This is a genomic window from Catellatospora bangladeshensis, assembly GCF_016862575.1.
GTDB classification, from domain to species: domain Bacteria; phylum Actinomycetota; class Actinomycetes; order Mycobacteriales; family Micromonosporaceae; genus Catellatospora; species Catellatospora bangladeshensis.
This window is the reverse complement of record NZ_BONF01000012.1, coordinates 64,089-86,444: the sequence shown is the minus strand read 5'-3', so window position 1 is coordinate 86,444 and position 22,356 is coordinate 64,089. Positions and strand designations below refer to the sequence as shown.

General features: G+C 71.3%; 20 protein-coding genes. 6 read left to right on the top strand and 14 right to left on the bottom strand.

Going from position 1 to position 22,356, the window contains the following annotated elements:
- Positions 1–39 precede the first annotated feature (39 nt).
- The 6 genes from Cba03nite_RS12905 to Cba03nite_RS12880 all read right to left on the bottom strand — a co-directional run bounded on the left by Cba03nite_RS12905 (position 40) and on the right by Cba03nite_RS12880 (position 7,402).
- Complete coding sequence (locus Cba03nite_RS12905; RefSeq protein ID WP_203745544.1) at positions 40–3,189, bottom strand: S8 family serine peptidase; 3,150 nt, start codon at positions 3,187–3,189, stop codon at positions 40–42.
- A gap of 133 nt (positions 3,190–3,322) precedes the next feature.
- Complete coding sequence (locus Cba03nite_RS12900) at positions 3,323–4,219, bottom strand: polysaccharide deacetylase family protein (RefSeq protein ID WP_239125688.1); 897 nt, start codon at positions 4,217–4,219, stop codon at positions 3,323–3,325.
- A gap of 54 nt (positions 4,220–4,273) precedes the next feature.
- Positions 4,274–4,711 (bottom strand): acyl-CoA thioesterase, encoded by a 438-nt coding sequence (locus tag Cba03nite_RS12895; protein WP_203745542.1) that lies wholly within the window; start codon positions 4,709–4,711, stop codon positions 4,274–4,276.
- Between the two features lie 10 nt (positions 4,712–4,721).
- Entirely contained in the window at positions 4,722–5,351 is a 630-nt protein-coding gene (locus Cba03nite_RS12890; protein WP_203745540.1) for a TetR family transcriptional regulator C-terminal domain-containing protein, read from the bottom strand.
- A gap of 52 nt (positions 5,352–5,403) precedes the next feature.
- The gene (locus tag Cba03nite_RS12885; protein ID WP_203745538.1) at positions 5,404–6,303 is read right to left on the bottom strand and encodes a diacylglycerol kinase catalytic domain-containing protein; all 900 of its coding nucleotides are present in this window, start codon (positions 6,301–6,303) and stop codon (positions 5,404–5,406) included.
- A gap of 61 nt (positions 6,304–6,364) precedes the next feature.
- On the bottom strand, positions 6,365–7,402 hold the full coding sequence (locus Cba03nite_RS12880; RefSeq protein ID WP_203745536.1) for an SPFH domain-containing protein: 1,038 nt from the start codon (positions 7,400–7,402) through the stop codon (positions 6,365–6,367).
- Between the two features lie 96 nt (positions 7,403–7,498).
- Here Cba03nite_RS12880 and Cba03nite_RS12875 point away from each other — a divergent pair, with 96 nt between their 5' ends.
- Positions 7,499–8,176 (top strand): NUDIX hydrolase, encoded by a 678-nt coding sequence (locus Cba03nite_RS12875; RefSeq protein WP_203745533.1) that lies wholly within the window; start codon positions 7,499–7,501, stop codon positions 8,174–8,176.
- Between the two features lie 7 nt (positions 8,177–8,183).
- Here the strand turns inward: Cba03nite_RS12875 and Cba03nite_RS12870 are convergent, their stop codons facing one another.
- Positions 8,184–9,188 (bottom strand): C40 family peptidase, encoded by a 1,005-nt coding sequence (locus Cba03nite_RS12870; protein ID WP_239125687.1) that lies wholly within the window; start codon positions 9,186–9,188, stop codon positions 8,184–8,186.
- Between the two features lie 71 nt (positions 9,189–9,259).
- Complete coding sequence (locus Cba03nite_RS12865; RefSeq protein ID WP_203745531.1) at positions 9,260–10,078, bottom strand: LamG domain-containing protein; 819 nt, start codon at positions 10,076–10,078, stop codon at positions 9,260–9,262.
- Between the two features lie 182 nt (positions 10,079–10,260).
- On the opposite strand from Cba03nite_RS12865, the gene Cba03nite_RS12860 reads away from it, so the two are divergent.
- Positions 10,261–12,234 (top strand): peptidoglycan recognition protein family protein, encoded by a 1,974-nt coding sequence (locus Cba03nite_RS12860; protein ID WP_203745529.1) that lies wholly within the window; start codon positions 10,261–10,263, stop codon positions 12,232–12,234.
- Positions 12,235–12,296: 62 nt separating this feature from the next.
- Here the strand turns inward: Cba03nite_RS12860 and Cba03nite_RS12855 are convergent, their stop codons facing one another.
- The 5 genes from Cba03nite_RS12855 to Cba03nite_RS12835 form a co-directional block, all read right to left on the bottom strand.
- Positions 12,297–13,298 carry a C40 family peptidase gene (locus tag Cba03nite_RS12855; protein ID WP_203745527.1) on the bottom strand — a complete coding sequence of 334 codons (1,002 nt, stop codon included), beginning with the start codon at positions 13,296–13,298 and terminating at the stop codon, positions 12,297–12,299.
- Positions 13,299–13,506: 208 nt separating this feature from the next.
- Entirely contained in the window at positions 13,507–14,517 is a 1,011-nt protein-coding gene (locus Cba03nite_RS12850; RefSeq protein WP_203745525.1) for a hemolysin family protein, read from the bottom strand.
- A complete protein-coding gene (locus Cba03nite_RS12845) occupies positions 14,510–15,814 on the bottom strand; it encodes a hemolysin family protein (protein WP_373315749.1) in 1,305 nt (434 codons plus the stop codon). Before Cba03nite_RS12845 ends, Cba03nite_RS12850 begins: the two co-directional genes overlap by 8 nt.
- A gap of 152 nt (positions 15,815–15,966) precedes the next feature.
- Positions 15,967–18,135, bottom strand: coding sequence for a (Fe-S)-binding protein (locus Cba03nite_RS12840; protein ID WP_203745523.1), 2,169 nt, complete (start codon positions 18,133–18,135; stop codon positions 15,967–15,969).
- Positions 18,136–18,346: 211 nt separating this feature from the next.
- The gene (locus Cba03nite_RS12835; protein ID WP_203745521.1) at positions 18,347–18,610 is read right to left on the bottom strand and encodes a cell division protein CrgA; all 264 of its coding nucleotides are present in this window, start codon (positions 18,608–18,610) and stop codon (positions 18,347–18,349) included.
- A 115-nt stretch (positions 18,611–18,725) separates the two neighbouring features.
- Between Cba03nite_RS12835 and Cba03nite_RS12830 the strand changes: the two genes are divergently transcribed.
- The 4 genes from Cba03nite_RS12830 to Cba03nite_RS12815 are packed head-to-tail and all read left to right on the top strand — an operon-like array spanning position 18,726 to position 21,670.
- Positions 18,726–19,535: a DUF881 domain-containing protein gene (locus Cba03nite_RS12830; protein ID WP_203745519.1), complete on the top strand. Its 810-nt coding sequence runs from the start codon at positions 18,726–18,728 to the stop codon at positions 19,533–19,535.
- A gap of 16 nt (positions 19,536–19,551) precedes the next feature.
- On the top strand, positions 19,552–20,730 hold the full coding sequence (locus tag Cba03nite_RS12825; RefSeq protein ID WP_239125686.1) for a class E sortase: 1,179 nt from the start codon (positions 19,552–19,554) through the stop codon (positions 20,728–20,730).
- Positions 20,730–21,017 carry a hypothetical protein gene (locus Cba03nite_RS12820; protein ID WP_203745517.1) on the top strand — a complete coding sequence of 96 codons (288 nt, stop codon included), beginning with the start codon at positions 20,730–20,732 and terminating at the stop codon, positions 21,015–21,017. The genes Cba03nite_RS12825 and Cba03nite_RS12820 overlap by 1 nt, the downstream gene beginning before the upstream one ends.
- Positions 21,018–21,022: 5 nt before the next feature.
- Positions 21,023–21,670, top strand: a complete 648-nt coding sequence (locus tag Cba03nite_RS12815) for an aminodeoxychorismate/anthranilate synthase component II (RefSeq protein WP_203745515.1) — start codon at positions 21,023–21,025, stop codon at positions 21,668–21,670.
- A 127-nt stretch (positions 21,671–21,797) separates the two neighbouring features.
- Here Cba03nite_RS12815 and Cba03nite_RS12810 read toward each other — a convergent pair whose 3' ends face one another.
- Positions 21,798–22,271 carry a peptidoglycan-binding domain-containing protein gene (locus tag Cba03nite_RS12810; RefSeq protein ID WP_203745513.1) on the bottom strand — a complete coding sequence of 158 codons (474 nt, stop codon included), beginning with the start codon at positions 22,269–22,271 and terminating at the stop codon, positions 21,798–21,800.
- Positions 22,272–22,356 lie beyond the last annotated feature (85 nt).

Here is a 22,356-nt window from a genome sequence, read left to right as displayed (position 1 = left end):
GGCCCCGGCAGAACGGCTGCCGAGGTCCCCGCGTTCAGGTCAGGCGACGTACCACACCGTGTAACCGGTCAGCAGCTCGCCGCCGGTGTCCGCGACGCCGTCCAGCACGAGGCGGTACGACCGGTCGGGCAGCAGGACCGGGGCGGCCGGCCGCACCGCTCCCGGTCGCCGGGCCTCGCGGACCAGCGTGACGGTGATGGTTCGGGTGGCCGGGTCGTAGCTGACGGGCAGGTCGACGGCCTTGCCGGTGCGGCCGTCGAGCAGCCGCACGGTCCGGCCGTTGACCGTGGCCGGGTCGAGTTCGCGCTGCATGCTGACGGTCAGCCGAGGCGTGCGGCCCAGGCTGCCGAAGGCGGGCACGCCGGTGCCCCGCACCCACAGCTGCGGGCCGAGCTGCGCGGGGATGCCGTTGACGTTGTACGCCGTCCAGAGGCCGTCGGCGTAGCCGGCTGCGGCGGCGATGTCCGGGTAGCCGTCGCCGTCGAGGTCCCCGACTGCCATCACGTTCGGCCACACGTCGTCCTGGAAGTTCGCCTCGCCGATCTGGGGCACGGCGAGGGTCCCGGCCGGCAGCTGCCGGTACATGGCCACGGTGCTGAGACCGCCCTCGCCGTGCGCGACGAACAGGTCGGTCCGCCCGTCGTGGTCCCAGTCCCCGGCCTCGACGGCGCCCGGTTCGGCATGCGAGAACTGCAGCGGGGCCGCGCGGAGGGTGCCGTCGGGCTGCTGGTGGAAGACCTGCAGCCAGGTGTCCGGTGCGGGGAGGGTCGCGGCGATGTCGGCGCGGCCGTCGCCGTTCAGGTCGGCGACCTCGATGCCGCGCGGCACCAGCGTGCCGGCGCTTCCGTGGGCCTGCTTGACGGTCGTCCAGCCGCCCGGCCCGGCCAGGTGTGCGTTGACCCCGCCCTCCACAGGTGACGCCACGTCGAGGCGGCCGTCGCCGTTCAGGTCGCCGATCTCGACCTCGCGGGCCGTGCCGCCGCTCGCGATCAGGGACCTCGTGAACGTCCCGCCGCCGCTCTGGGTCAGCAGGTACACCGCACCGGCCGAGTACACCAGGTCGGTGTCGCCGTCGCCGTCCATGTCGCCCGCCGCGATGTGCTGGGAGCCCGCGGTGTCCGGCACGAGCACGCCCGGCTGCAGCGTGCCGTCGCCAGCCTGCGCGAACAGCTCGACCCCGTTGCCGGTGGCGAGGGCGACGTCGTCGCGTCCGTCGCCGTTCACGTCGAGGATCGCGATCGGAGCCCAGTTGGTGCGCACGTTGTCGTGGAAGATCCGGGTGTCGTACCGGCGCGGCGGGTCGAACGAACCGTCGGGCCGCTGCGGGAACACGAACAGCTTGCAGTCGTTCTGCGGATCGGCGTAGTTGTCGGTGGTGAGCAGCACGTCCGGCCGCCCGTCGCCGGTGACGTCGCCGATCGCCGTCGCATGGGCGTAGGCCCGCCCGACGGCCCGCTCGACGCCTGCCGCGAACGGCGGGAAGTCCCCGTCCACGGTCGGGGAGCGCGAGCCGTGGAGCGTGTAGCTGCGGTCGTCGGTGCTCGCATTGCGACTGTGGACCTTGATGTAGTAGGTGCCCGCACCCCACACGCCGCCCACGCCCTCGGTGGCCACGTGCCCGGCGGCGCTGGTGACCAGGCGCAGGTCGGTGTCGTACACCCACATCATCGGCTCGAAGTTGTGCGCCCGGTACTCGTCGATGATCGGTGCGGTGAGCCGGACGAAGACGCGGGAGGCGGCCGGCACCTCGTACCGGTACCAGTCGACGTCGCCTTCGAGGCCGACCCATCCGGTGAGCTGCGTCGTCAGCGGCCTGGCCTGCGTGGGCGCGTCGTCGCCGTCCACCGGGCTCATGGCGAAGGCGGTGGTCGGCGCTCCGCCGAGGGCCGCGTAGGCGTCGACGATCCCATGGCCGTAGTAGGGGTCGATGCCGCGCGGCCCGGCGTCGCGGGCGGTCGCCTTCAGCCGCTCGATGACCTGCGCCGGGGTCAGGCTCGGATACTTCGCCCGGGTCAGCGCCGCGACCCCCGCGACCAGCGGCGCCGAGAACGAGGTGCCCGCGCCGCTCGCGTACGTGTAGGCGCCGCCCGAGGCGGTCCGCGAGTACGTCGACATGATCTTGTAGCCCGGTGCGGCGAGGTCGACGTGCTCACCCCACGAGCTGAAATCGGTGATGGAGGCGGCCACGTCGGTCGCCCCGACCGTGAGCACCTCGGGATACATGGCCGGGTAGTGCGGCGAGTCGTCGCCGGTGTTGCCCGCCGACACGACCACCAGCACGCCCTTGCCGACCGCGTACTTGATCGCGTCGTGCAGCACCGGCGTCTCCCCGGCCCCGCCCAGCGACATGTTGACCACCTTGGCGCCGTGGTCGACCGCCCAGATCACGCCCTCGGCGATGTCCGAGTCGTAGGCGTACTCCCCGGAGAACACCATGATGGGCATGATCCGGCCCTGGTACGCCGCGCCGGCCACGCCCAGGCCGTTGTTGGTGTTGGCCGCGGCGATCCCGGCGACCATCGTGCCGTGCCCGCGCCGGTCGGTGACGTCGCTGTTGTTCGCCACCGCGTTGTAGCCGGGCACGGTGCGGCCGGCCAGATCGGGGTGCCCGGTGTCCACGCCGGTGTCGACGACGGCGATGGTCACCGTGGTGGCGGTGGACAGCACGTCCCAGGCCTGCGGAAGCCGGATCGTGGCCAGGTACTTCTGGTAGTCCGGGAAGAAGGGGTCGTTGGGCGTCTTCGACACGGTGCGCCGGTGGTCCAGGGAGGCCTGCACGACGGCCGCGTCCGCGCGGAGCACCTCGAGCGCGTCAGCCGCCGGCCCCGCCGTAGTGATCTTCACATACCCGGCGACGGGCGCCTGGCCGGACACCTTGCCGCGCACCCGGCTCGCGACCTGACCCCGCGCCGACGCCGACGTGCCGGCCTTGAACCTGACCAGGACTGTGTGCGGTTCGAAGCCCGGATCGGCGGTGGCGCGCACGGGACCGCCGAGGTCGCGAACACCCGCCGGGCTGCTCGGCGGCGCGGCCGGACGGACCGGTTTCAGGTTCGCCGCTGCCGCCGCGGCGACGGGCTCGGCCCGGTCGGCGGAACGGGCGGGTGACGGCGGGCTCGCGCTGGACGGCGCGGCCGCGAGCAGCAGCGCGGCTCCGAGCACGGCCGACACCGAACGACGGATGTTCAAGAGACCCTCCCCCGCGAGGCGCGCAAGATCACGCTGCGGGATCGTCCCATGCATCGCCTACCCGGACATCCACCTACCTGCCACACCATGGATCATCCGCACGGCCGATCGGTCCCGGTGTCCGACGAGCCGCTCAGGCCGCGAGCACTTCGGACAGTGGCGCCGGGCGCAGGCCACGCTCGGCGAGTCCCTTCAGGATGTGCGGTAGCGCCTCGTCGGTGAACCGGGCGTTCGCCTCGGTGACGTGCAGGATGACGACCGAGCCGGGCTTGACCTTGCTGAGCACGGCCTTGACGATCGGCCGCCAGTCGGTGGCGAACGGGTCACCGCTGACCACGTCGCCGTCGACCACGGTCAGCCCGAGCGGGGACAGCGCACGCAGGGCGGCGCGGTCGTGGCACAGCCCCGGGAAGCGGAAGTAGCGGGTCTGGCGTCCGCCGTACCCCTCGATGATTCGGAAGGTCTTCGCCACGTCCTCGGTCATCCCGGCCGGGGGGATGCGCGGCAGGTTGTAGCAGCCCGGGGTGAATGCCTGGTGGCCGAAGGTGTGGTTGGCCAGCTCGAACCGCTGGTTGCCGGCGATCCGCCGGGTCAGCTCGGGATAGCGCTGCACCCACTTGCCGGTGAGGAAGAAGGTCGCCGGGACCTTGCCCCGCTCCAGCAGCTCGATGATGCGCACGTTGGCGTACGACTCGACCTTGCCGCTGCGGAGCCGGGCGAGCATGTCGTCGGTCATGTCGGCGTCGAAGGTGAGCGCGACCAGGCCGCCGGCGCGCGGCCCGTGGTTCACGACCGGCGGCAGCAGCCCTGGCTTGGTCTGGCCGGGCAGCCTCGGCCGGCCCGTCGGCGTCGCGACGGCGCTCGGCGACGGCAGGCCGGAAGTGCTCGGGGAGGCGGCGGCTGCGGCCGGTGTCGCGGTGGCCGGGCCGCCGACGAACGCGGGCACGTCCGGCTCCGCGCCGCACGCGGTGGCGGCGAGCAGCACGGCGGCCGCGGTGAGCAGCGCGGGAACGGCCTTGGGCAGACGCACCCGCTGATGATGCCAGCCGGACCGGCTTCCCGCGTCCCCGCCGTGACGGAGCGGTCAGCGCATGAGCTTGGCGGCGATGGCACGGCCCTGGTCGGTCCAGGGGGTGGGGCGGCCGGTCCGGTCCATCTTGATCATGACGCGGCGGCCGTCGGCGAAGACGGTCGCGCCGTCCTCGGACAGGAAGCGGAAGCCGTAGACGGCGCTGGAGCCGCCCATGCTGTCCAGCCAGAACTGCACCTGGATCGGGCCCGTGCCGCGCACCGGCACGTGGTACGTGATCGCGAACTCGCGCACCGCGGCGATCATGTCGGGGCTGCTCGGGACGCCGCCGTGGAAGTGGTAGCCGTGCTCGGCCCAGAACTCCGCCATGGCCCGCTCCAGGACCAGCGCGTACCGGGCGTTGTGCATGATGCCGACGATGTCCAGGTCGTCGAGGTGGATGACGACCGGCCGGGTGGTGCCGACGGTGCTGTCCAGGGTGGCGGTGCTCATCTCGGGCCTTTCATTCGTACGGCAACAGGCCGGGGTCGGTGGCGAGGCCGCGCAGCCGGGCCAGCACGGCCTGGCGCGCGTCGTCGGCGCTGCGCGCCAGCAGGCTCGAATGCAGCAGCGCGGCGACGCCCGCGGCGTCGATCTCGAACGCCAGCCGCCGCGGCACCACGTCGGCGGGCAGCTCGCCCAGCTCGACGGCCTCGGTGACCAGCCGCTCCAGCAGCGTGATCCACTCGCCGAGCACGACGGCGAGCCGGTCCGGCACCGCACCGGCGCGGCCGGTCGACTCGAACTCGGCGCTGGCGAAGAAGCAGCCGCCGGGCAGCACCCGGTCGGAGTAGAAGGCCAGGCGCGACTCGTGCAGCGCGAACAGGCGGCGGATGCCGCGGGGGTGCTCCAGGGCGGGCGCCACCACCCGGCGGGCCCACTGCTCGCGGGCGTGCTCGATCGCAGCGAGCTGCAGCTCCTCTTTGGAGGACCAGTGCGCGAACAGCCCGGACTTGCTCACGTGCAGGAGGTCGGCGAGCTGGCCCAGCGACAGGCCGTCCAGCCCGGCCCGGCTGGCCAGCGCCACCGCCGCGTCGAGCACGGCGGCGCGCGTACGCTCACCGCGCGCCAGCCGCCCGTCAGTCCCGGTCATAGCCGTACTCTACAAATGACGACCGACCGGTCGTAAATCTTTGTGAGAGTGTTCACCCGACCACGAGGCTGAGCCGGCGGGTGCCCGCCGCGACGCTGACCCGCTGACCCCAGGCCAGCACGAGGTGGTCGGTCTCCACCCCGTCGGCGAACACCACCAGCCGCTCGCTCTCGCTGGTCAGCGTCAGCCGCTGCCCGGCGCCCACCCGGCCCGCGGTCAGCCGCGCCCCCGTCGCGGGCGACGGCCAGGCCTCGCGTACGAACCAGCACAGCTCGTCGGCGTCGGGGCCGGGCAGGACGTCCGCCAGGTCCCGGCTGAGCGCGATGGAGGCGCACCAGCCCGTGGCGCCGGTGCCCGTGCCGACGAGCACCCCCGAGGACGACTGCCGCTCCTGCTCGCCCTGCGGCGTGGTGAGCACGTAGCGGGCGGACTGGTGCGTCTGGTGCCCGATGTAGATCTCGTTGAGCCCGGCGAGCTGCTGCCCGTCGTCGAGGGTGGCCACGGCCATCGCCCGCTGCTGCGTCGCCGCCCGCCCGGCGAGCACCGCGGGCAGCAGCTTCCCCAGCGCGCGGGCGTCGAAGCGGGCCAGCACGCCGGGATTGCGGCCCGGCTCCGGGTTCACGCCGATCACCGGCTGCCCGGCCAGGTACTTGGCCACGTTCGCGACCAGGCCGTCCTGGCCGACGGTCACCACGATGTCCTCCGGCGCGAACAGGAAGCGCGACAGGTCGTCGCGGTGCACCCGCCCGCGCCGCCAGTCCGCCGGCAGGGCGGCGCCGACCGAGGCCAGCGCCGCCTCCTGCGCGGCGTGCCGCTCCTCCACCTCGCCGATCTCCCTCCCCCGTTCCTTGAGGAAGTACGCCGCGGCGGCGCGGGTGCCGTGGCGGCCCAGCAGCTCGTCGAGCTCACTGCGCCGGGACACCACGACCACCCGTGGCGCGAGCGTCGCCATCACGCCTCCTCGCCGCGCGCGCCGTCACGGCCCGCACCGGGCCGCCGGTGCCGCTCGCCCATCAGCGGTCCGCGCTGCCCGCGCCGAAGCGCGCCAGCAGGCCGGTGAGCACGTCGGGCGTGACGGTCAGCTGGCCGATCTCGGGCAGCTGACCGGCCAGCTCGCGCAGCGCCAAGCCCTGCAGCACCTCGGCGGGCAGGTCGCGGTATGCCGCGAGCTTGGCCGCCTCGGCCTCCCCCGCCGCGACGCCGAGCGCCCGGACACCGGCCGCCTTGGCCTCGGCCAGCGCGCGCTCCTTCTCCGCCTCGGCCGCGGTGAGCAGCCGGTCGCGCTCGGCCCGGCCCTGCGCGTCGGCGAGCTGCGCCGCGGCGTCCAGTTCGGCCTTGCGGCGGGCGTTGGCGCCGTGCTGCTCGACGAGCTGCTGCTCGCGGCGGGCCAGCTCGATCTTGTTCTTCAGCTCGTTCTCCGCGATGCCGCGCTCCTGCTCGACGGCCTGCGCCCGGCGCGCGAAGGTGGCCCGGTCCGCCTCGACCTGCACCGCCTCGCGGGTCGGCGTCTGCAGGGCGCGCTCCAGCTCGGGCTCCGGCCGGATCGCCACCACGCGGGCGCTGACCACCTGCACGCCGAGGTCGGACAGGCGCGCCTCGCTGCCCAGCGCGGCCGAGACCGCCTCGCGCACCGCCGCCACCTCGGTCAGCGCCTCGGCCAGGGGCAGCCGGCTGAGCAGGTCGAGCGCGGGCTGCTGGGCCAGCTCGGCGAGCAGCGTGGCGATCTGGTCCAGCGGGCGGCCGCGCGCCGTGCCCTGGTACGGGTCGATCGAGAAGTCGAGCCGGCTGACCGCGACGGCCGGCTCGGCAACCCGGTAGGTCACCGTGGCCTGCACGGTGACGTCGGTGAAGTCGCTGGTCCGCGCGTGGAACAGCAGCGGCAGCTCGCGGTCGTCGACCGGCACCTCGCTCAGCACGGCGGTGAGCGGCCGATACCAGAACGCCAGCCCCACGCCGGAGCGCTTGGCCCGGCCGCGGACGCTGTGGCTCACCCAGCTCGTGGGGGTGCTGCGCAGGTGCCGCAGGAAGAGGCGCCTGGATACGTCGGCCATGGTGGATCGTTCTCCTTCGGAAGTCCCCGGGTCCCTTTTTCGTCACCATGACGATAAGCGCCGTGCTAGATTCTCGTCAAGGTGGTGATAAATCAGATGGCCGACTATCCGGAGTTCTCCGTCACGACGGATCTGGTGGTGCTGACCGTCCGCGGCGCCGCGCTGCAGGTGCTGCTGGTCCGCCGCGGCATCGAGCCGTTCCGCGGCGCGTGGGCGCTGCCGGGCGGCTTCGTGCTGGCCGGCGAGGACCTCGACACGGCGGCGGTGCGCGAGCTGCGTGAGGAGACCGGGCTGACCGCGCCCGGCGGGCACCTGGAGCAGCTCGCGACCTACGGCGAGCCGGGCCGCGACCCGCGCGGCCGGGTGGTGACCGTGGCCTACCTGGCGCTGCTGCCGGACCTGCCCACCCCGGTGGCGGGCAGCGACGCGGCGAGCGCGGACTGGGTCACCCTGCCCGCCGGGGAGCTGGCCTTCGACCACGCCCGCATCCTGGCCGACGGGGTGGAGCGGGCGCGGGCGAAGCTCGAGTACACCCCGCTGGCGACGGCGTTCTGCCCGCCCGAGTTCACCATCAGCGAGCTGCGCGAGGTGTACGAGACGGTGTGGGGGGCCACGCTGGACCCGCGCAACTTCCACCGCAAGGTGACCTCGACGCCCGGCTTCGTCGAGCCGGTGGGGCGCAGCGTCGCGGCGGAGCGGGGGCGCCCGGCGCAGCTGTTCCGCCGGGGCCCCACCCGCCTGCTCCACCCGCCGATGCTCCGGCCGGCCTCCTGACGGGGCGCTAGGCCGGGCGGCCGTAGCTGTGGATGTTGCCGTCGTCCATCTTGCGCATCCGGATGGGCAGGCCCGAACGTGACGCGTGCACGATCCAGCCGTTGCCCGCGTACATGCCGACGTGGTGCAGGTCGCTGTAGTAGAAGACCAGGTCGCCGGGTCTCAGCTCGGACCGGCTGACCGACTTCACCTCGGCCCGCTGCGCCTTGGCGTTGTGCGGCAGGGACACCCCGGCCGCGCGCCACGCGGCCATGGTGAGGCCGGAGCAGTCGAAGTGGTCCGGGCCGGACGCGCCCCAGACGTAGATCTTGCCGATCTGCTTGCAGGCGAACTTGACCGCCTGCGCGCCCGCGCCGCCCGGATACGACGTCGGGCAGGGCACCGGGGCGAGCTCGCCGATGCCGGACTGGCTGCCGTACGCGTCCAGCCGCAGCTTGTTCAGCTTCTTGATCTCGGCTTCGATCGCCTTGGCCCGCGCGGCCTGCTCGGCCTCGGTCTTCGTCAGCTGCGCGACCAGCTCGTCCAGCGGCCTCTTCACCTCGTCCAACGCGGACTTGGCGGAGAGCACGTCGGCGATGCGGGCCTTCTTGTCGTGCGCGAGCTGGTCGAGCACCAGCAGGCGTTCGGCCATCGCGCTCGCGTCACCGCTGCTCAGAAAGGCATTGGCCTGGGCCAGCGCGCCGCCGCGGTAGAGCTGGTCGGCCAGCACCCCGATACGCGTGCGGGTGACGAGGACCTGCTGCTCCAAGGGCGCGAGCTGTGCGTTCAGCTCGTCCGCCTTCTTCTTCTGCTTGGTCAGCTTGATCTTCGTGGCGTTGTGCTCCTCGATGACCGGCTCGAGCTTGTTCCACTGCGCGTCGATCTGCTTCTCGATCTCGGCGGGGGTGGGGTTCGCGTGCGCGGGGGCCGCGGGCGCGAGCAGGGCGAGGGTCACGGCGGCCGCCGTCAGCAGGCCGCGGCGTATTCGTGGTGCGCTGGGGAGCCCTTCCAGGGGCCGATTATGGCTGTCCACGAGGATTCACGTTAGGCAGCACCGTCGCAAGAACGCAAACCCGCTCGATGCCTCGCGTGTCAGCTGCGGCTTCATCCGATTTCGACGTACACGTCGTCGAGGGTCCCGTGGAACTGGTCGTTGTTCGTGGCCACGCCCTTGCCGCCGATGCGCAGCGGTGCGTCGTTGGTGATGTCCAGCTCGGCAGGAATCATGATCTCCGCCTCGGTCGTGCCGTCCACCTCGATGCGCAACCGGTCACCCTCGCGTACGCAGCTGAGCCGGTGCCACTGCCCGTCCGCGACGCTGCGCTTGGCCTTGGCGACGTGGATGCCGTTGACCCCGGCCACCGGCCCCGCGACGACGCAGCTCGGCAGGCCCTTGGCCCCGTCGACCTGGAGCTTGAACTGGCTGCCCGTCTGCGAGTAGCCCTTCTGCACCACATTGGAGCCGTCACTGGTCTCGTCGGCGGTCATCAGCACCGCCGCGCCCCAGTGCAGCGTGCCCGTGCCGGGGTTGAGCGAGGCGCCCGCACCGGCCTCCAGGATCGCGCGCGGGCACTGCTTGGGGTCGGCCTCCTGGCAGCGCGCCGGGAAGTGGACCGCCCACCCGCCGTCCCGCGGCACCAGCCGGACCTCGCCGCCGGTGGACCGCTCCTCGCGCACCGCCGACGGCTCGCCGGCGACCCGGGCCACGGTCAGCCCGTCACTGAAGTCGAGCAGCACCCCGTGCGCGCCCACGGCGCGCGACGGCGCCGCGCTCGGGCCGGGCGGGGCGGCCGGGGACGACGGCGCCGAGGACGGTCCCGCCGCATCCGGGACCGGCCCGTCCTGCCGCAGGACCAGCACCACGACCACCGCCGCGACGGCGACCAGGCCGAACGCCGTCGCTATCCACCATCTGCCTCGCATTCGCTCATCTTTACCAGATGTCGTGAGCAGACCGTGTCATCGCTTCGGACAGCGCGTTTGTCGGTAAAGCGGCTCATCCGATTGAAGATAAGTTTCGATTCTGAATCTGATTACGTCAACTATTGACTACCCGACCGGCCGAAGGCAGGGTGACCGCATCGGACACTCGAAGGGAGCCGAAAGTGTCACCCCGAATTCCCCTGCGCCGCCTGGCGGTGCTGACCGCGACGGGCGTGGGGCTGGCCGCCGGCCTGGTGCCGGTCGCCGCCCAGGCCGAGCCGCCACCGTCCCGCCAGGCCGACTACCAGGCCGCCGCCGAGGAGTACGGCGTACCCGTCGCGGTGCTGCTCGGTGTGTCCTACCTGGAGTCCCGCTGGGACGCCAACGCCGGGACGCCCAGCACCTCCGGCGGTTACGGCCCGATGCACCTTACCGACGCCACCTACGTGGCCGCGCTGCCCACCGCCGTCCCCGAGAACGCCGAGCCGGCCGTGCCCGAGGACGCCCGCGGTGACGACAGCCGCCCCAAGGCCGCCGGGCACCCGACGGACGCCCCGCCGCCCGCCGAGGCGGCGCTGCACACGCTGCCGGCCGCCGCGGCGCTGACCGGGCTGAGCGCCGAGGCGCTGCGCACCGACCCCGTCGCCAACATCCGGGGCGGCGCCGCGCTGCTGGCGTCGTACCAGCAGCAGCTGAACGGCCCGCGTGGCGCCGGCAGCGACCCGAACGCCTGGTACGCCGCGGTGGCCCGCTACTCCGGCGCCGACAACGAGCAGGCCGCCGCCGCGTTCGCCGACGAGGTCTACGCGACGCTGCGCGACGGCGCCGGCCGCACCACCGACGAGGGCCACGCGCTCACCCTGCCCGGCCGCGGCGTGAACCCGGTGAAGGAGTGGCTGTCCCGCCTCGGCCTGCGCCGGCTGGAGCGGCCGGACGGCATCGAGTGCCCGATCGACATCTCCTGCGAATCGCTGCCCGCGCCCTACCAGGCGTTCGGCGACGGCGACTACGGCAACCACGACCTGGGCAACCGGCCGCAGTCGCAGCGCATCGAGTACATCGTCATCCACGACACCGAGGGAAGCTGGGCCACCACCCTGCGGCTCATCTCCGACCCGACGTACGTGAGCTGGCACTACACCCTGCGCTCGGTCGACGGGCACATCGCCCAGCACGTGAAGTCGAAGAACGTCGCCTGGCACGCGGGCAACTGGTTCGTCAACGCCAAGGCGATCGGCCTGGAGCACGAGGGCTTCGCCGCGCACGGCGGCTGGTACACCGAGGCGCTCTACCGCACCTCCGCGAAGCTGGTGCGGTACCTGGCGCTGCGGCTGGGCATCCCGCTGGACCGCAACCACATCATCGGCCACGACAACGTGCCCGGCACGATCGCGTCGACGATCTCCGGCATGCACTGGGACCCGGGCCCGTACTGGGACTGGGCGCACTACTTCGAGCTGCTCAAGGCGCCGTTCCGGGGCCTGCCGGAGCCGCTGGCGGGGCACGCCGGGCTGGTCACGCTCAACCCGGACTACGCCACCAACAAGCCCGCCTTCACCGGCTGCACCGGCGCGGGGAGCAACCCGTGCCCGGCGCGCTCCAGCTCCTCGGTGATCCTGCGTACCGCGCCCGACCTGACCGCGCCGCTGGTGCGCGATCCGGGCCGGTGCGGCACCAAGGCGAGCACCATGCTGGTCAGCGACCACTGCGCGCGGGGTTCCGCCGGGCAGACGTACGCCGTCGCCGAGCGCACCGCCGAGTGGACCGCGATCTGGTACCTCGGCCAGAAGGCGTGGTTCCGCAACGCCGACGCCGGGCCGCTGTGGAACGTCGGGTTCGTCGTCGAGCCCAAGCCGGGCCTGGCGAGCATTCCCGTGTTCGGGCGCGCCTACCCGGAGGCGGCGGCCTACCCGGCGGGCGTGCCGGTGCAGGCGGTGAGCGCGTACACGCAGTACACGATCGCTGCGGGCCAGCGCTACGCGGCCGGTCCGGTGCTGGCGAGCGAGTACTACCGGGCCAGCACGTTCGACTGGTCGTCGCCCGGCGACGGCACCGTCATCCGCGGTGACACGCAGTACGTGCAGATCCAGTTCGGCCACCGCATCGCGTACGTGAAGCGCGACGACGTGGTGATCCGCCCGGCCGTCACCTACTGACCCACCGCAACGAAAGAAGGGCTCCCCGCGATTCGCGGGGAGCCCTTCTTTCGCGCTCGTGCTCAGCTCGGGCGTACGTACCCGGCGACCGGCATGTACTTGATGTAGGCCATGCGGACCACGTCACCGGTGTGCGGCGCGTGCACCATCACCCGCTCCCCGCCCACGGTGCCGACGTAGATGCCGACGTGGTGCAGGTCGCTGAAGAAGAAGACCAGGTCGCCGACCTTGGCATTCGCCGCGCTGACGCGGGTGCCCTCGCCCCACTGGTCCTTGGTGTAGTGGCTCAGGCCCACCCCGGCCTGCTTCCACGCCTGCTGGGTGAGGCCGGAGCAGTCGAAGGTGTTCGGGCCGGCGCTGCCCCACACGTACTTCTTGCTGATCTGCTTGCAGGCCCAGGCCGCCGCGATCTGGCCCTTGCCGCTGCCCATCTGGGCCGGGCAGGCGCTGCCGATCTTCAGCGAGCCGCCGGGGGCGCCCGAGCCGTAGGCCCGCGTGCGCAGCTTCTGCAGCTCCGTCATCTGCGCCTCGATGACCTTCTTCTTGGCCGCCATGTCGAGGTCCTTGGCCTTCTGCTCGGCGATCGCCTGGTCCAGCGCCGACTTCTCGACGTCGTACTTCGCCTTGGCCTCGGTCGTCGCGGCGATCTGCTGCTGCTTGTCGTGGGCCAGGTACTCCAGGATCATCAGCTGGTCGGCGAACTGCTTCGGCGAGCCGCCGGACAGCATCGCGTTCACCTGGGCGCTGCGGCCGCCCTTGTAGTACTCGGAGGCGATGACGCCGACGCGGGTGCGGGTGACCTCGACGGTCAGCCGCAGCGGCGACAGCTTCTGCTCGATCGTCGTCGCCTTCTTCTGCAGCTTCTTCAGGTCGCTGTGGACCTTGTTGTACTCCTCGATCAGCGGTTCGAGCTTCTCCCAGGTCTTGCTGATCTCAGCTTCGATCTCGGCGATCGTGTCCGGCTCGGCGTGCGCGGGCAGCGCCGGCACGAGCCCGGCGAGCAGCGCGGCGACCAGCACGAGCACGCGGGAGAGCGGGCGCGACGCGGTACGGAGGGGGGACACCGGAGCTCCTTTTCCGCCTACCGCGACGGGGCGAAGGAGGGGAGCCCGTCAGCGGTGTCCGGTGCGGGGTCGCGAGGGGTCACGGCCCGGCGTACGCACCAGACGGACACCAACCCTAGGAAACAAGGTGAGCCGGTTTCAAGCCGCCAACTGGACAACTTCGCTGAGCTGCCCGAATGTCACGCAGCGTGCCTTGCCGGAATGGTGTTCACGCAGCTGGGGCCATGATCGCGTTCAGGACGTCATCCAGCGTGACCACCCCCACCGGCACCTGGCCCTCGCTCACCAGCACGATGTGGCGGCGCTCGCGGCGCATCGACAGCAGCAGCTCGGCCAGCGAGCGGTCCGGCGGCACGATCGCCAGCGGCCGGATCAGCCCGCCGGGGATCGGCTCGCGGCGGCTCGCGCCCTCCATGCCCAGCACGTCCTTGATGTGCACGAAGCCCAGCACCCGCCGGGTCCCCCGCGACACGACCGGGAAGCGGGACCGCCCGGTGCGGGTCGCCAGCACCTCCAGCGTGGCCGGAGAGGTGTCGTCGGTGACGCTGGTGACCGACGACCACGGCCGCAGCGCGTCCGCGGCGGTGCGCTGGTTCAGGGCGAGCGCGCCCGCGATCCGGGCGTGCTGCTCCGGGTCGAGCAGGCCCTCGGTGTGCGCCTGAGCCACCAGCCCGGCCAGCTCCTCCGCGGTGAACACGGTCTTCACCGCGTCGGCCGCCTCGATCCGCCACAGCCGCAGCACCTGCCGGGCCGCCCACTTCATCGCGACCAGCAGCGGCTTGGTCGCCACGCAGAAGGCCAGCATCGGCGGGCCCAGCCACAGCACGCTCGCCTCGGGCCCGGCCAGGGTGATGTTCTTCGGCACCATCTCGCCGATCACCGTGTGCAGGAAGACCACGATGAGCAGGGCGATCACGAACGCGGTGGGGTGCAGCATGTTCTGCGGCAGCCCCAGCGCGTGGAACGGCTTCTCGATGAAGTGCGCCAGGGCCGGCTCCGCGATCGCGCCCAGCGCCAGCGAGCACAGCGTGATGCCGAGCTGCGCGCCCGCGATCATCAGCGGGATCTGGTTCATCGCGGACAGCGCCCACTTCGCGGGGCGGGAGGTCTGCGCCTTCGGCTCGATGACGGTACGCCGGGAGGCGATCAGCGCGAACTCGGCGCCGACGAAGAACGCGTTGCCGAGCAGCAGCGCCACCGTGATGAGCAGTTCATTCATCGTCGTCGCCCGCCAGCCGCACCAGCCGCACCTGCTCCACCCGGTGCCGGTCCATCTCCACCACCGTGAACTCCCAGTCGTTGGCCAGCACCGTGTCGCCGACCGCCGGGATCCGGCCCAGCTCCGACATCAGGAAGCCGCCCAGCGTCTCGTACGGGCCCTCCGGCAGCCGGAAGCCGGTCTGCTCGTCCAGCTCGTCCTCGCGCAGCATGCCGTCGACCAGCCAGGTGCGCACGCCGCCCGGCACGGTCACCTCGATCGAGCCGGACTCCTCCTCCTCAGCCGTGTCGTGCTCGTCGGCGATCTCGCCCACCAGCTCCTCGACCAGGTCCTCGATGGTCACCACGCCGTCCGTGCCGCCGTACTCGTCGACCACGATGGCGAAGTCGGACCGGCCCGCGCGCAGCGCCGCGACCACCTTGTCCAGGTCCAGCGAGCCCGGCACCAGCACCGGCTCCCGGGCCACCGCGGCGACCGTGGTCAGCGCACGCCGGGCCGGGGGCACCGCGAGCGCGTCGTTGACCGACACCACCCCGGTGACCGTGTCGAGCGTCTGCTCGTACACGGGGAACCGGCTGTGCCCGGTCTCGCGTACCGCGTCGAACAGCTCGGCGACCGTCGCCGAGCCGGCCAGCCCCACCACGTCGATGCGCGGCGTCATCGCCTCGGCCGCGTGCTTGTCGCTGAACCGCACCGTGCGCTGCAACAGCAGCGCCGTCTCCGTCGGCAGCGCGCCGGCCTGCGCCGAGATCGCCGCCAGCAGGCCCAGCTCCTCCGGCGAGCGGGCGCTGGCCAGCTCCTCCTGCGGCTCGATGCCCATCCGGCGCACCAGCCAGTTCGCCGTCTCGTTGAGCGCGTTGATCAGCAGCTTGAAGACGTTGGAGAAGACCCGCATCGGACCGGCCGTGCGCAGCGCCACCGGCATCGGCCGGGACAGCGCCGCGTTCTTCGGCACCAGCTCGCCGAACAGCATCGAGAACAGGGTCGCGATACCCAGCGAGATCGCGTGGCTCCAGCCCGCGGACAGGCCCATCGGCTCGACCAGCGGCCGCAGCGCGGGCTCGGCGAGGTAACCGGTGAGCAGCGCGGTCAGCGTGATGCCGAGCTGCGCCCCCGACAGCTGGAACGACAGCTCGCGCAGCGCCCGGCGCACCGTCCGCGCGGGACGCTCACCCCGCTCCGCCCGCGTGTCGATCTCCGCCCGGTCGACCGTGACGAGCGCGAACTCGGCCGCCACGAAGAACGCCGTGCCGAGGGTGAGCAGGACGAACAGCAGGATGTACAGGAACTCAGACAGCACGTCGATGACCAGATCACCTCAGCGCAAGATTCTGCCAGATGGGCGCACCCCGCAGCCCCGCCGGTTTGATCGTCCGACTTGCCTGGCACTTGTGCGTATCTTGGTCGCGCATTCGCCCATGTGCCAGGCAGGTCGGATGGTCTTGAGGGTCAGGCCGCGGGGGTGGGTTTCACCGAGCGGAGCAGGACGGTGGCGACGTCGATGACCTCGACGTCCTCCTGGCCCTTGGAGCGGACGCCGTCGGTGATCATCGTGGAGCAGAAGGGGCAGCCCACGGCGATCGTCTTCGCGCCGGTGGCCAGGGCCTCCTCGGTGCGCTCGACGTTGATCCGCTTGCCGATGCGCTCCTCCATCCACATGCGGGCGCCGCCCGCGCCGCAGCAGAACGAGCGCTCCTCGCGGCGGCCCATCTCCAGGATGCCGGTGCCGTCGCCCGCGGAGCTGGTGGCGCCCGCGCCGATGGCTGCGCCGAGGACCTCGCGCGGCGGCGTGAACACGCGGTTGTGGCGGCCGAGGTAGCAGGGGTCGTGGTAGGTCAGCCCGCCGTCGACCGGTGCGACCGGGGTCAGCTTGCCGGTCTTGACCAGGTGCGCGAGCAGCTCGGTGTGGTGCACGACCTCGACCTCCAGGCCGAGCTCCTTGTACTCGTTGCCGAGGGTGTTGAAGCAGTGCGGGCAGGTCGCGACGATCTTCAGAGCGCCGCTTTCCTTGATCGTCTCGACGTTCTGCTGGGCGAGCATCTGGTACACGAACTCGTTGCCGATCCGCCGCGCCGGGTCGCCCGTGCAGGTCTCGTTGTTGCCCAGGATCGCGAACTTCACCCCGGCCTCGTTGAGCAGGCTCGCCACGGCGCGGGTGGTCTTCTTGGCCTTGTCCTCGAACGCGCCGGCGCAGCCGACCCAGAACAGGTACTCGAACTCGTCGACCTCGCCGACCCGCGGCACCGGGAAGTCCAGGCCCTTGGTCCAGTCCTCGCGGGTGTTCGGCGGGGCGCCCCACGGGTTGCCCTTGTTCTCCAGGTTGCGCAGCATCGCCCCGGCCTCGGACGGGAACGACGACTCGATCATGACCTGGTAGCGGCGCATGTCGACGATGTGGTCGACATGCTCGATGTCGACCGGGCACTGCTCCACGCACGCCCCGCAGGTGGTGCACGACCACAGTGCGTCCGGGTCGATGACGCCCAGCTCGGCGGCGCCGCCGATGAGCGGACGCTCGGCCTCGGCCAGCGCGAGCACGTTGACCCCGGCGAGCTGCTCGGCGGTGCCCTTCTCCTCGCCGGTGAGGTCCTTGCCGCCACCGGCCAGCAGGTAGGGGGCCTTGGCGTAGGCGTGGTCGCGCAGCGACAGGACGATCAGCTTCGGCGACAGCGGCTTGCCGGTGTTCCAGGCGGGGCACTGCGACTGGCAGCGGCCGCACTCGGTGCAGGTCGAGAAGTCGAGCAGCCCCTTCCACCCGAAGTGCTCGACCTGGGAGACACCGAAGGTGTCCTTCTCCGGGTCGGCCTCCTCCAGGTCGATCGGGGCGCCGTTGGAGGTCATCGGCTTGAGCGCGCCGAGCGCGGGCGCGCCGTCGGCGTAACGCTTGAAGTAGATGTTGAAGAAGGCGAGGAACCGGTGCCAGGCCACACCCATGGTCGGGTTGAGGCCGATGGTGATCGCCCAGCCCATCGACACACAGATCTTGATCAGCGCGACGACCGTGATCGCGGTCAGCGAGGCGGGCAGCACCGCGCCGAGCGCGTGCGACAGCGGGGTGGCCCACGCCGGGTGGTGGAACAGCCCGGACGAGACCTTGAATCCCCGGATCAGGAAGCCCAGGACCAGGACCGTGATGATGATGTACTCGACGAAGTAGCCCTGCCACATCGTGGAGCCGGCGAAGCGCGAGTTGGACTGCTTGTTCGGGCGCTGGCGCAGCCGGATCGCGATCAGCACGAGGATCGCCGGGATGCCCAGGATGCCGATCCACTCGGTGACGAACGCGAACACGTCCCAGCCGCCGACGATCGGCAGCTCCCACGCCGGGTTGACCACCTCGAAGTAGGCGCCGGCCACGAGCGTGGACAGGATGATGAAGGAGATCATCACCAGCCAGTGCGCCGCGCCGACGACCGACCACTTGAACATCTTCGTGTGGCCGAACGTCTCGGTCAGCATGGTCTTCCAGCGCGCGCCCCGGTCGCCGGAGCGTGTCGGGTCAGGCTGGCCCAGCCGGATCACCGCGAGCATCTGCCGCACCGCCCGCACGACGAGCACCACCGCGACCGCGGTCACGGCCAGCGCGACGACCGTGCTGACGATCTGAACGACGCCCATACCCACGCCTCCCTGCGTCGGATCAGCCCTGTGTATATGTCCCTCCGGAGCTTACGCCCTAGTTACCGTTCAGTAATGTGAGGGTTCGCACAGGCTGACCATCACCCTAGGTCAGCGGGCACGCTGCCGGGGGCGGACGGTCGGGACAGCGTCGAGGTCGCGGCACCGGCCGCGACCTCGAACGCGCGCTATCGTGGACGGCTCGGAGAGGTCATCGCCACTTCGAGAGGAGACCCAGCGCGCCCACCATGGCGCCGAAGCCGACAGCCAGGTTCCAATACCCCCAACCCGCCACGGGGTAGAGCGTCTCGGACAGGTAGTACACGACGAGCCACGCGATGCCGAAAACGATCAGGGACACCGCCGTGATCGGCAGCCACATCGGGCTCGGCTTCTTCTCCGCCGCGGTGGCGTTGGGCATCACGTCGGTCGGCGGCGTGTAGATCTTCTTCTTGCGGACCTGCGACTTCGGCACGGCTGTCTCCTGGAGGGGCCCTGCCCACACCGGTCGGTGACCTCGGGCATGGGCCTGAATAATGTTCGACAGATAGCGTAGTCAGGTTGTTGCGTTTTGGCACGGAGGGGGAGTGGTGGAATACACATCCGGCACCTCGTCATGGCGTAAGGCCGTGCTCCGGGCCGGTCGCGCGTTCACCCGGCTGCCCGGCCGGCGCCGCAGCGGCTGGACGCTCGGCGTGCCCCTGATCGCGGCCGCGGCCGGCCTGCTCTTCACCATGAGCGCCACCGTCTCGGCCGGCACCTCGCTGCGCGAGGACCGGCGTGTCGCGCTCGGCGAGCTGATCAGCAAGAAGGAAGCCGAGACCCAGGACGCCCGGATGCGGGTCGACCAGCTGCGCAACGAGATCGACGGGCTGACCGACGCGCTCGCCGTCGGCGACGGCCCGGTCGCCCAGGAGCACGCCCGGGGCGAGGGTTACCTGTCCGCCGCCGGGCTCACCGCCGTACACGGGCGGGGGCTCACGGTGCGCATGGACGACGCCCCCAACAGCGCCGACGACGACCTCACCCCCGGCGCCGCGACCCAGGACGACCTGGTCGTGCACCAGCAGGACGTGCAGGCCGTGGTGAACGCGCTCTGGGCGGGCGGCGCCGAGGCGATGACCATCATGAACGTCCGTGTCATCACCACCACCGCCGTGCAGTGCGTCGGCAACACCCTGCTGCTCGACGGCAAGCGCTACTCCCCGCCGTTCGTGATCTCGGCGATCGGCGACCCGGCCCGGCTCCAGGCCGCACTGGACGCCTCCAACGGCGTCCGGGCCTTCCGTGATGCTGTACGGGACTACGGCCTGGGATATAGCGTCACCCGCGAGGCGGACATCCAGGCACCCGCCTACCAGGGGTCCGTGCTGCTGCGCCATGCCTCGGTCCCGCGTTGACAAGCCGGAGAGCAGCATGAGCAGGCACAGGGCGCTGGAGCCCGAGGACGACCAGACGACCACGTTCCCCCGGGTGACCGACGAGCCCGTGGCTGACGCCTCGATCACGAGCGTGCTGCCCGTGGTGCCCGCCGACGCGACGACCGTACTGCCCGTCATCTCCACGCCGCCGTCGCCGCGACCAGCCGCCCCCGTCAGCGCGGCCCCCGTGAGTCCCGCGCCGGTGAGCCCGGCCGCGGCGAGCGACGAGACCACGTACCTGCCGCGTATCTCGGACGAGACCACCCAGCTCCCCCGGATCGCCAAGCCCGCGCCCTCGGTGGTGACCGGCCGGGCGATCGCCACCGACGAGACCGGCTTGCTCGGCGCGATCCCGCCCGCCCCACCGCCGTCGGCGGACGAGCCCAAGCCGTCGCCCCGCCCGCGCTGGAGCGGCGAGCCGGAGCCGCCGCCGGTCAAGGCCGTGCGGGCCGGCGAGAAGAACTACCGCAGCATCCACTCCGAGTACACCCGCACCACCTTCGGGTCGGTGCTGCGCACGACGCTGCGCGGCACCGGCGAGTTGATGATCACGTTCGGCCTGGTCATCCTGCTCTTCGCGGCGTACGAGGTGTGGGGCAAGACGGCCATCGTCGAGGGCCACCAGAACGAGCTGGAACAGCAGCTGAACTGGGGCGAGCCGACCGTGGGCGGCCCGACGCCGACGCCCAGCCCGTCGGTCACCGGCAAGCCCAAGCCGCCGCCCGCCGGGCAGCCCGTCGCCAAGCTCTACATCCCCAAGCTGAACAAGCACTGGGTCGTGGTGCAGGGCGTGACGCAGAAGGACATCCGCTACGCGCCAGGCCACTACCCGAACAGCGCGATGCCCGGCCAGGAGGGCAACTTCTCGGTCGCCGGGCACCGCAACCGGGCCACCTTCTGGGACCTGGACAAGCTCCACGGCGGCGACAAGATCGTCGTCGAGACCAAGGACATGTACTACGTGTACGAGGTGGCCAAGCAGCGCATCGTGCTGCCGTCCGCGGTCGAGGTGGTGCGGCCGGTGCCGCCGACCATGACCGCCGGGAAGCTGCTCACGCTGACCACCTGCAACCCGAAGTTCGACAACTACCAGCGTCTGATCATCCACGGGACGCTCGTGCACGAGCAGCCGCGCTCCGCCGGGCCGCCCGCCGAACTGGCAGGAGCCGCCTGATGTACGCATGGATCTGGCGCAAACTGCCCTTCGGCCTGCGCGGCAAGCTGGCCGGCTCGTTCGTGCTGCTCGGCATCGTCGGCGCGCTGCTGTGGTACGTGATCTTCCCGTGGGCCGAGCCCCTGCTCCCCTTCGACGATGTCCAGGTCGGCGACCCCGACAGCGGATACTCGCAGCTGGAGGACCCGTTCGAGATCCCCGGGGCACCCTCCGGCGAGCCCGACGATCACGAAATCCCGTACGAGACCGGGGACACCCCGGAGCCGTCCAGCTCGACCGCCAGGTGAGGGCCATGCGCGTTCTTGTGATCGACAACTACGACTCGTTCGTCTACAACCTCGTGCAGTACCTCGGCCAGCTCGGGGTGGAGTGCGAGGTCCGGCGCAACGACGAGATCGGCGTCGCGGAGGTGGGCAGGCTGGGCGCGGACGGCGTGCTGCTGTCCCCCGGACCGGGCGCGCCCGAGTCGGCCGGCATCTGCCTGGACGTCATCGCCGAGTACGGCGGCAAGCTCCCGCTGTTCGGGGTGTGCCTGGGGCACCAGGCCATCGGGCAGGCGTTCGGGGCCACGGTGACCCGCGCGCCCGAGCTGCTGCACGGCAAGACGTCGCAGGTCACGCACACCGGGGCGGGTGTGCTGGCGGGCCTGCCGGACCCGTTCACGGCGACCCGCTACCACTCCCTCGCCGTCGTCGAGGACACCCTGCCCGCGGAGATCGAGGTGACGGGGCGTACCGAATCGGGGGTCGTGATGGCGATGCGGCACCGCACCCTGCCGATCGAGGGCGTGCAGTTCCACCCCGAGTCGGTGCTCACCCAGGGCGGCCACCTGATGCTGGCCAACTGGCTGGCGTCCTGCGGCCACACCGAGGCCCTCGACCGCGCCCCGGCCCTGGCCGAAGAGGTCGAGCAGCGCCGCCTCGCCGCTTTCCCCGCCTGAACCCGCACAGACTTCGCCTTCGAGGACCCGGTATCCAGGTCTCACGGGTCCCCGAGGAAGACGACAGCGGGCATCCTGGGCATTCACAGCCCACGGATGCCCGCTGCCAGCGGCATCAGATCGGCAGCTAGGCCAGCTGGATTGGTTGAGCGATCTTGGCGCAAGGCCCACCCGGCCCGCTTCCCCACCACATCGCGTCTCTGGTCTGGGGTCCGTAGCTGCCATCGATGCTGATGTCGAGATAGTCCTGAACAGCAAGAAGGGCTTCCTGGGTCTTCGTACCGAAGTCGCCGTCCATTGTCAGTGCAGGGCTAAACACATGTGCTTTCGATCCGTTTGGCCCAAAGCAGTTGTTCAACGACTGCTGAAGCCCGTACCGGACAGCATTGTTGTTGTTGTCGCCATAGCGAAGATCGCAGCTCGTAGCTGCCACCGTAGTTCCCGAGGTCGGGATCTGCTTGATCGAATTCAAGCCAGTTCCATACACGAACTCATTGGTGGTGCACTTAGGGTATGCCGCAACCGCGGGTGATGCGACCAGAGCCGAACCAAGAGCCACTGCCACACACATCGCTGCCGATAGTGCACCCAGACGCTTCATTAATCTCCCTCGAACCTTCCGTTTGACCGCGCGGCTATTGCCTGAGCTGAGCAATAGAACGGTACCAATACCACTTTTGGCGCAC

What these genes read in the sequence shown, in the direction of transcription:
- Cba03nite_RS12895 (WP_203745542.1), bottom strand. Translation starts at nt 4,711, where the DNA reads ATGAGCACCGCCACCCTGGACAGCACCGTCGGCACCACCCGGCCGGTC.
- Cba03nite_RS12890 (WP_203745540.1), bottom strand. Translation starts at nt 5,351, where the DNA reads ATGACCGGGACTGACGGGCGGCTGGCGCGCGGTGAGCGTACGCGCGCC.
- Cba03nite_RS12885 (WP_203745538.1), bottom strand. Translation starts at nt 6,303, where the DNA reads ATGGCGACGCTCGCGCCACGGGTGGTCGTGGTGTCCCGGCGCAGTGAG.
- Cba03nite_RS12880 (WP_203745536.1), bottom strand. Translation starts at nt 7,402, where the DNA reads ATGGCCGACGTATCCAGGCGCCTCTTCCTGCGGCACCTGCGCAGCACC.
- Cba03nite_RS12875 (WP_203745533.1), top strand. Translation starts at nt 7,499, where the DNA reads ATGGCCGACTATCCGGAGTTCTCCGTCACGACGGATCTGGTGGTGCTG.
- Cba03nite_RS12865 (WP_203745531.1), bottom strand. Translation starts at nt 10,078, where the DNA reads ATGCGAGGCAGATGGTGGATAGCGACGGCGTTCGGCCTGGTCGCCGTC.
- Cba03nite_RS12850 (WP_203745525.1), bottom strand. Translation starts at nt 14,517, where the DNA reads ATGAATGAACTGCTCATCACGGTGGCGCTGCTGCTCGGCAACGCGTTC.
- Cba03nite_RS12840 (WP_203745523.1), bottom strand. Translation starts at nt 18,135, where the DNA reads ATGGGCGTCGTTCAGATCGTCAGCACGGTCGTCGCGCTGGCCGTGACC.
- Cba03nite_RS12825 (WP_239125686.1), top strand. Translation starts at nt 19,552, where the DNA reads ATGAGCAGGCACAGGGCGCTGGAGCCCGAGGACGACCAGACGACCACG.
- Cba03nite_RS12820 (WP_203745517.1), top strand. Translation starts at nt 20,730, where the DNA reads ATGTACGCATGGATCTGGCGCAAACTGCCCTTCGGCCTGCGCGGCAAG.
- Cba03nite_RS12815 (WP_203745515.1), top strand. Translation starts at nt 21,023, where the DNA reads ATGCGCGTTCTTGTGATCGACAACTACGACTCGTTCGTCTACAACCTC.
- Cba03nite_RS12810 (WP_203745513.1), bottom strand. Translation starts at nt 22,271, where the DNA reads ATGAAGCGTCTGGGTGCACTATCGGCAGCGATGTGTGTGGCAGTGGCT.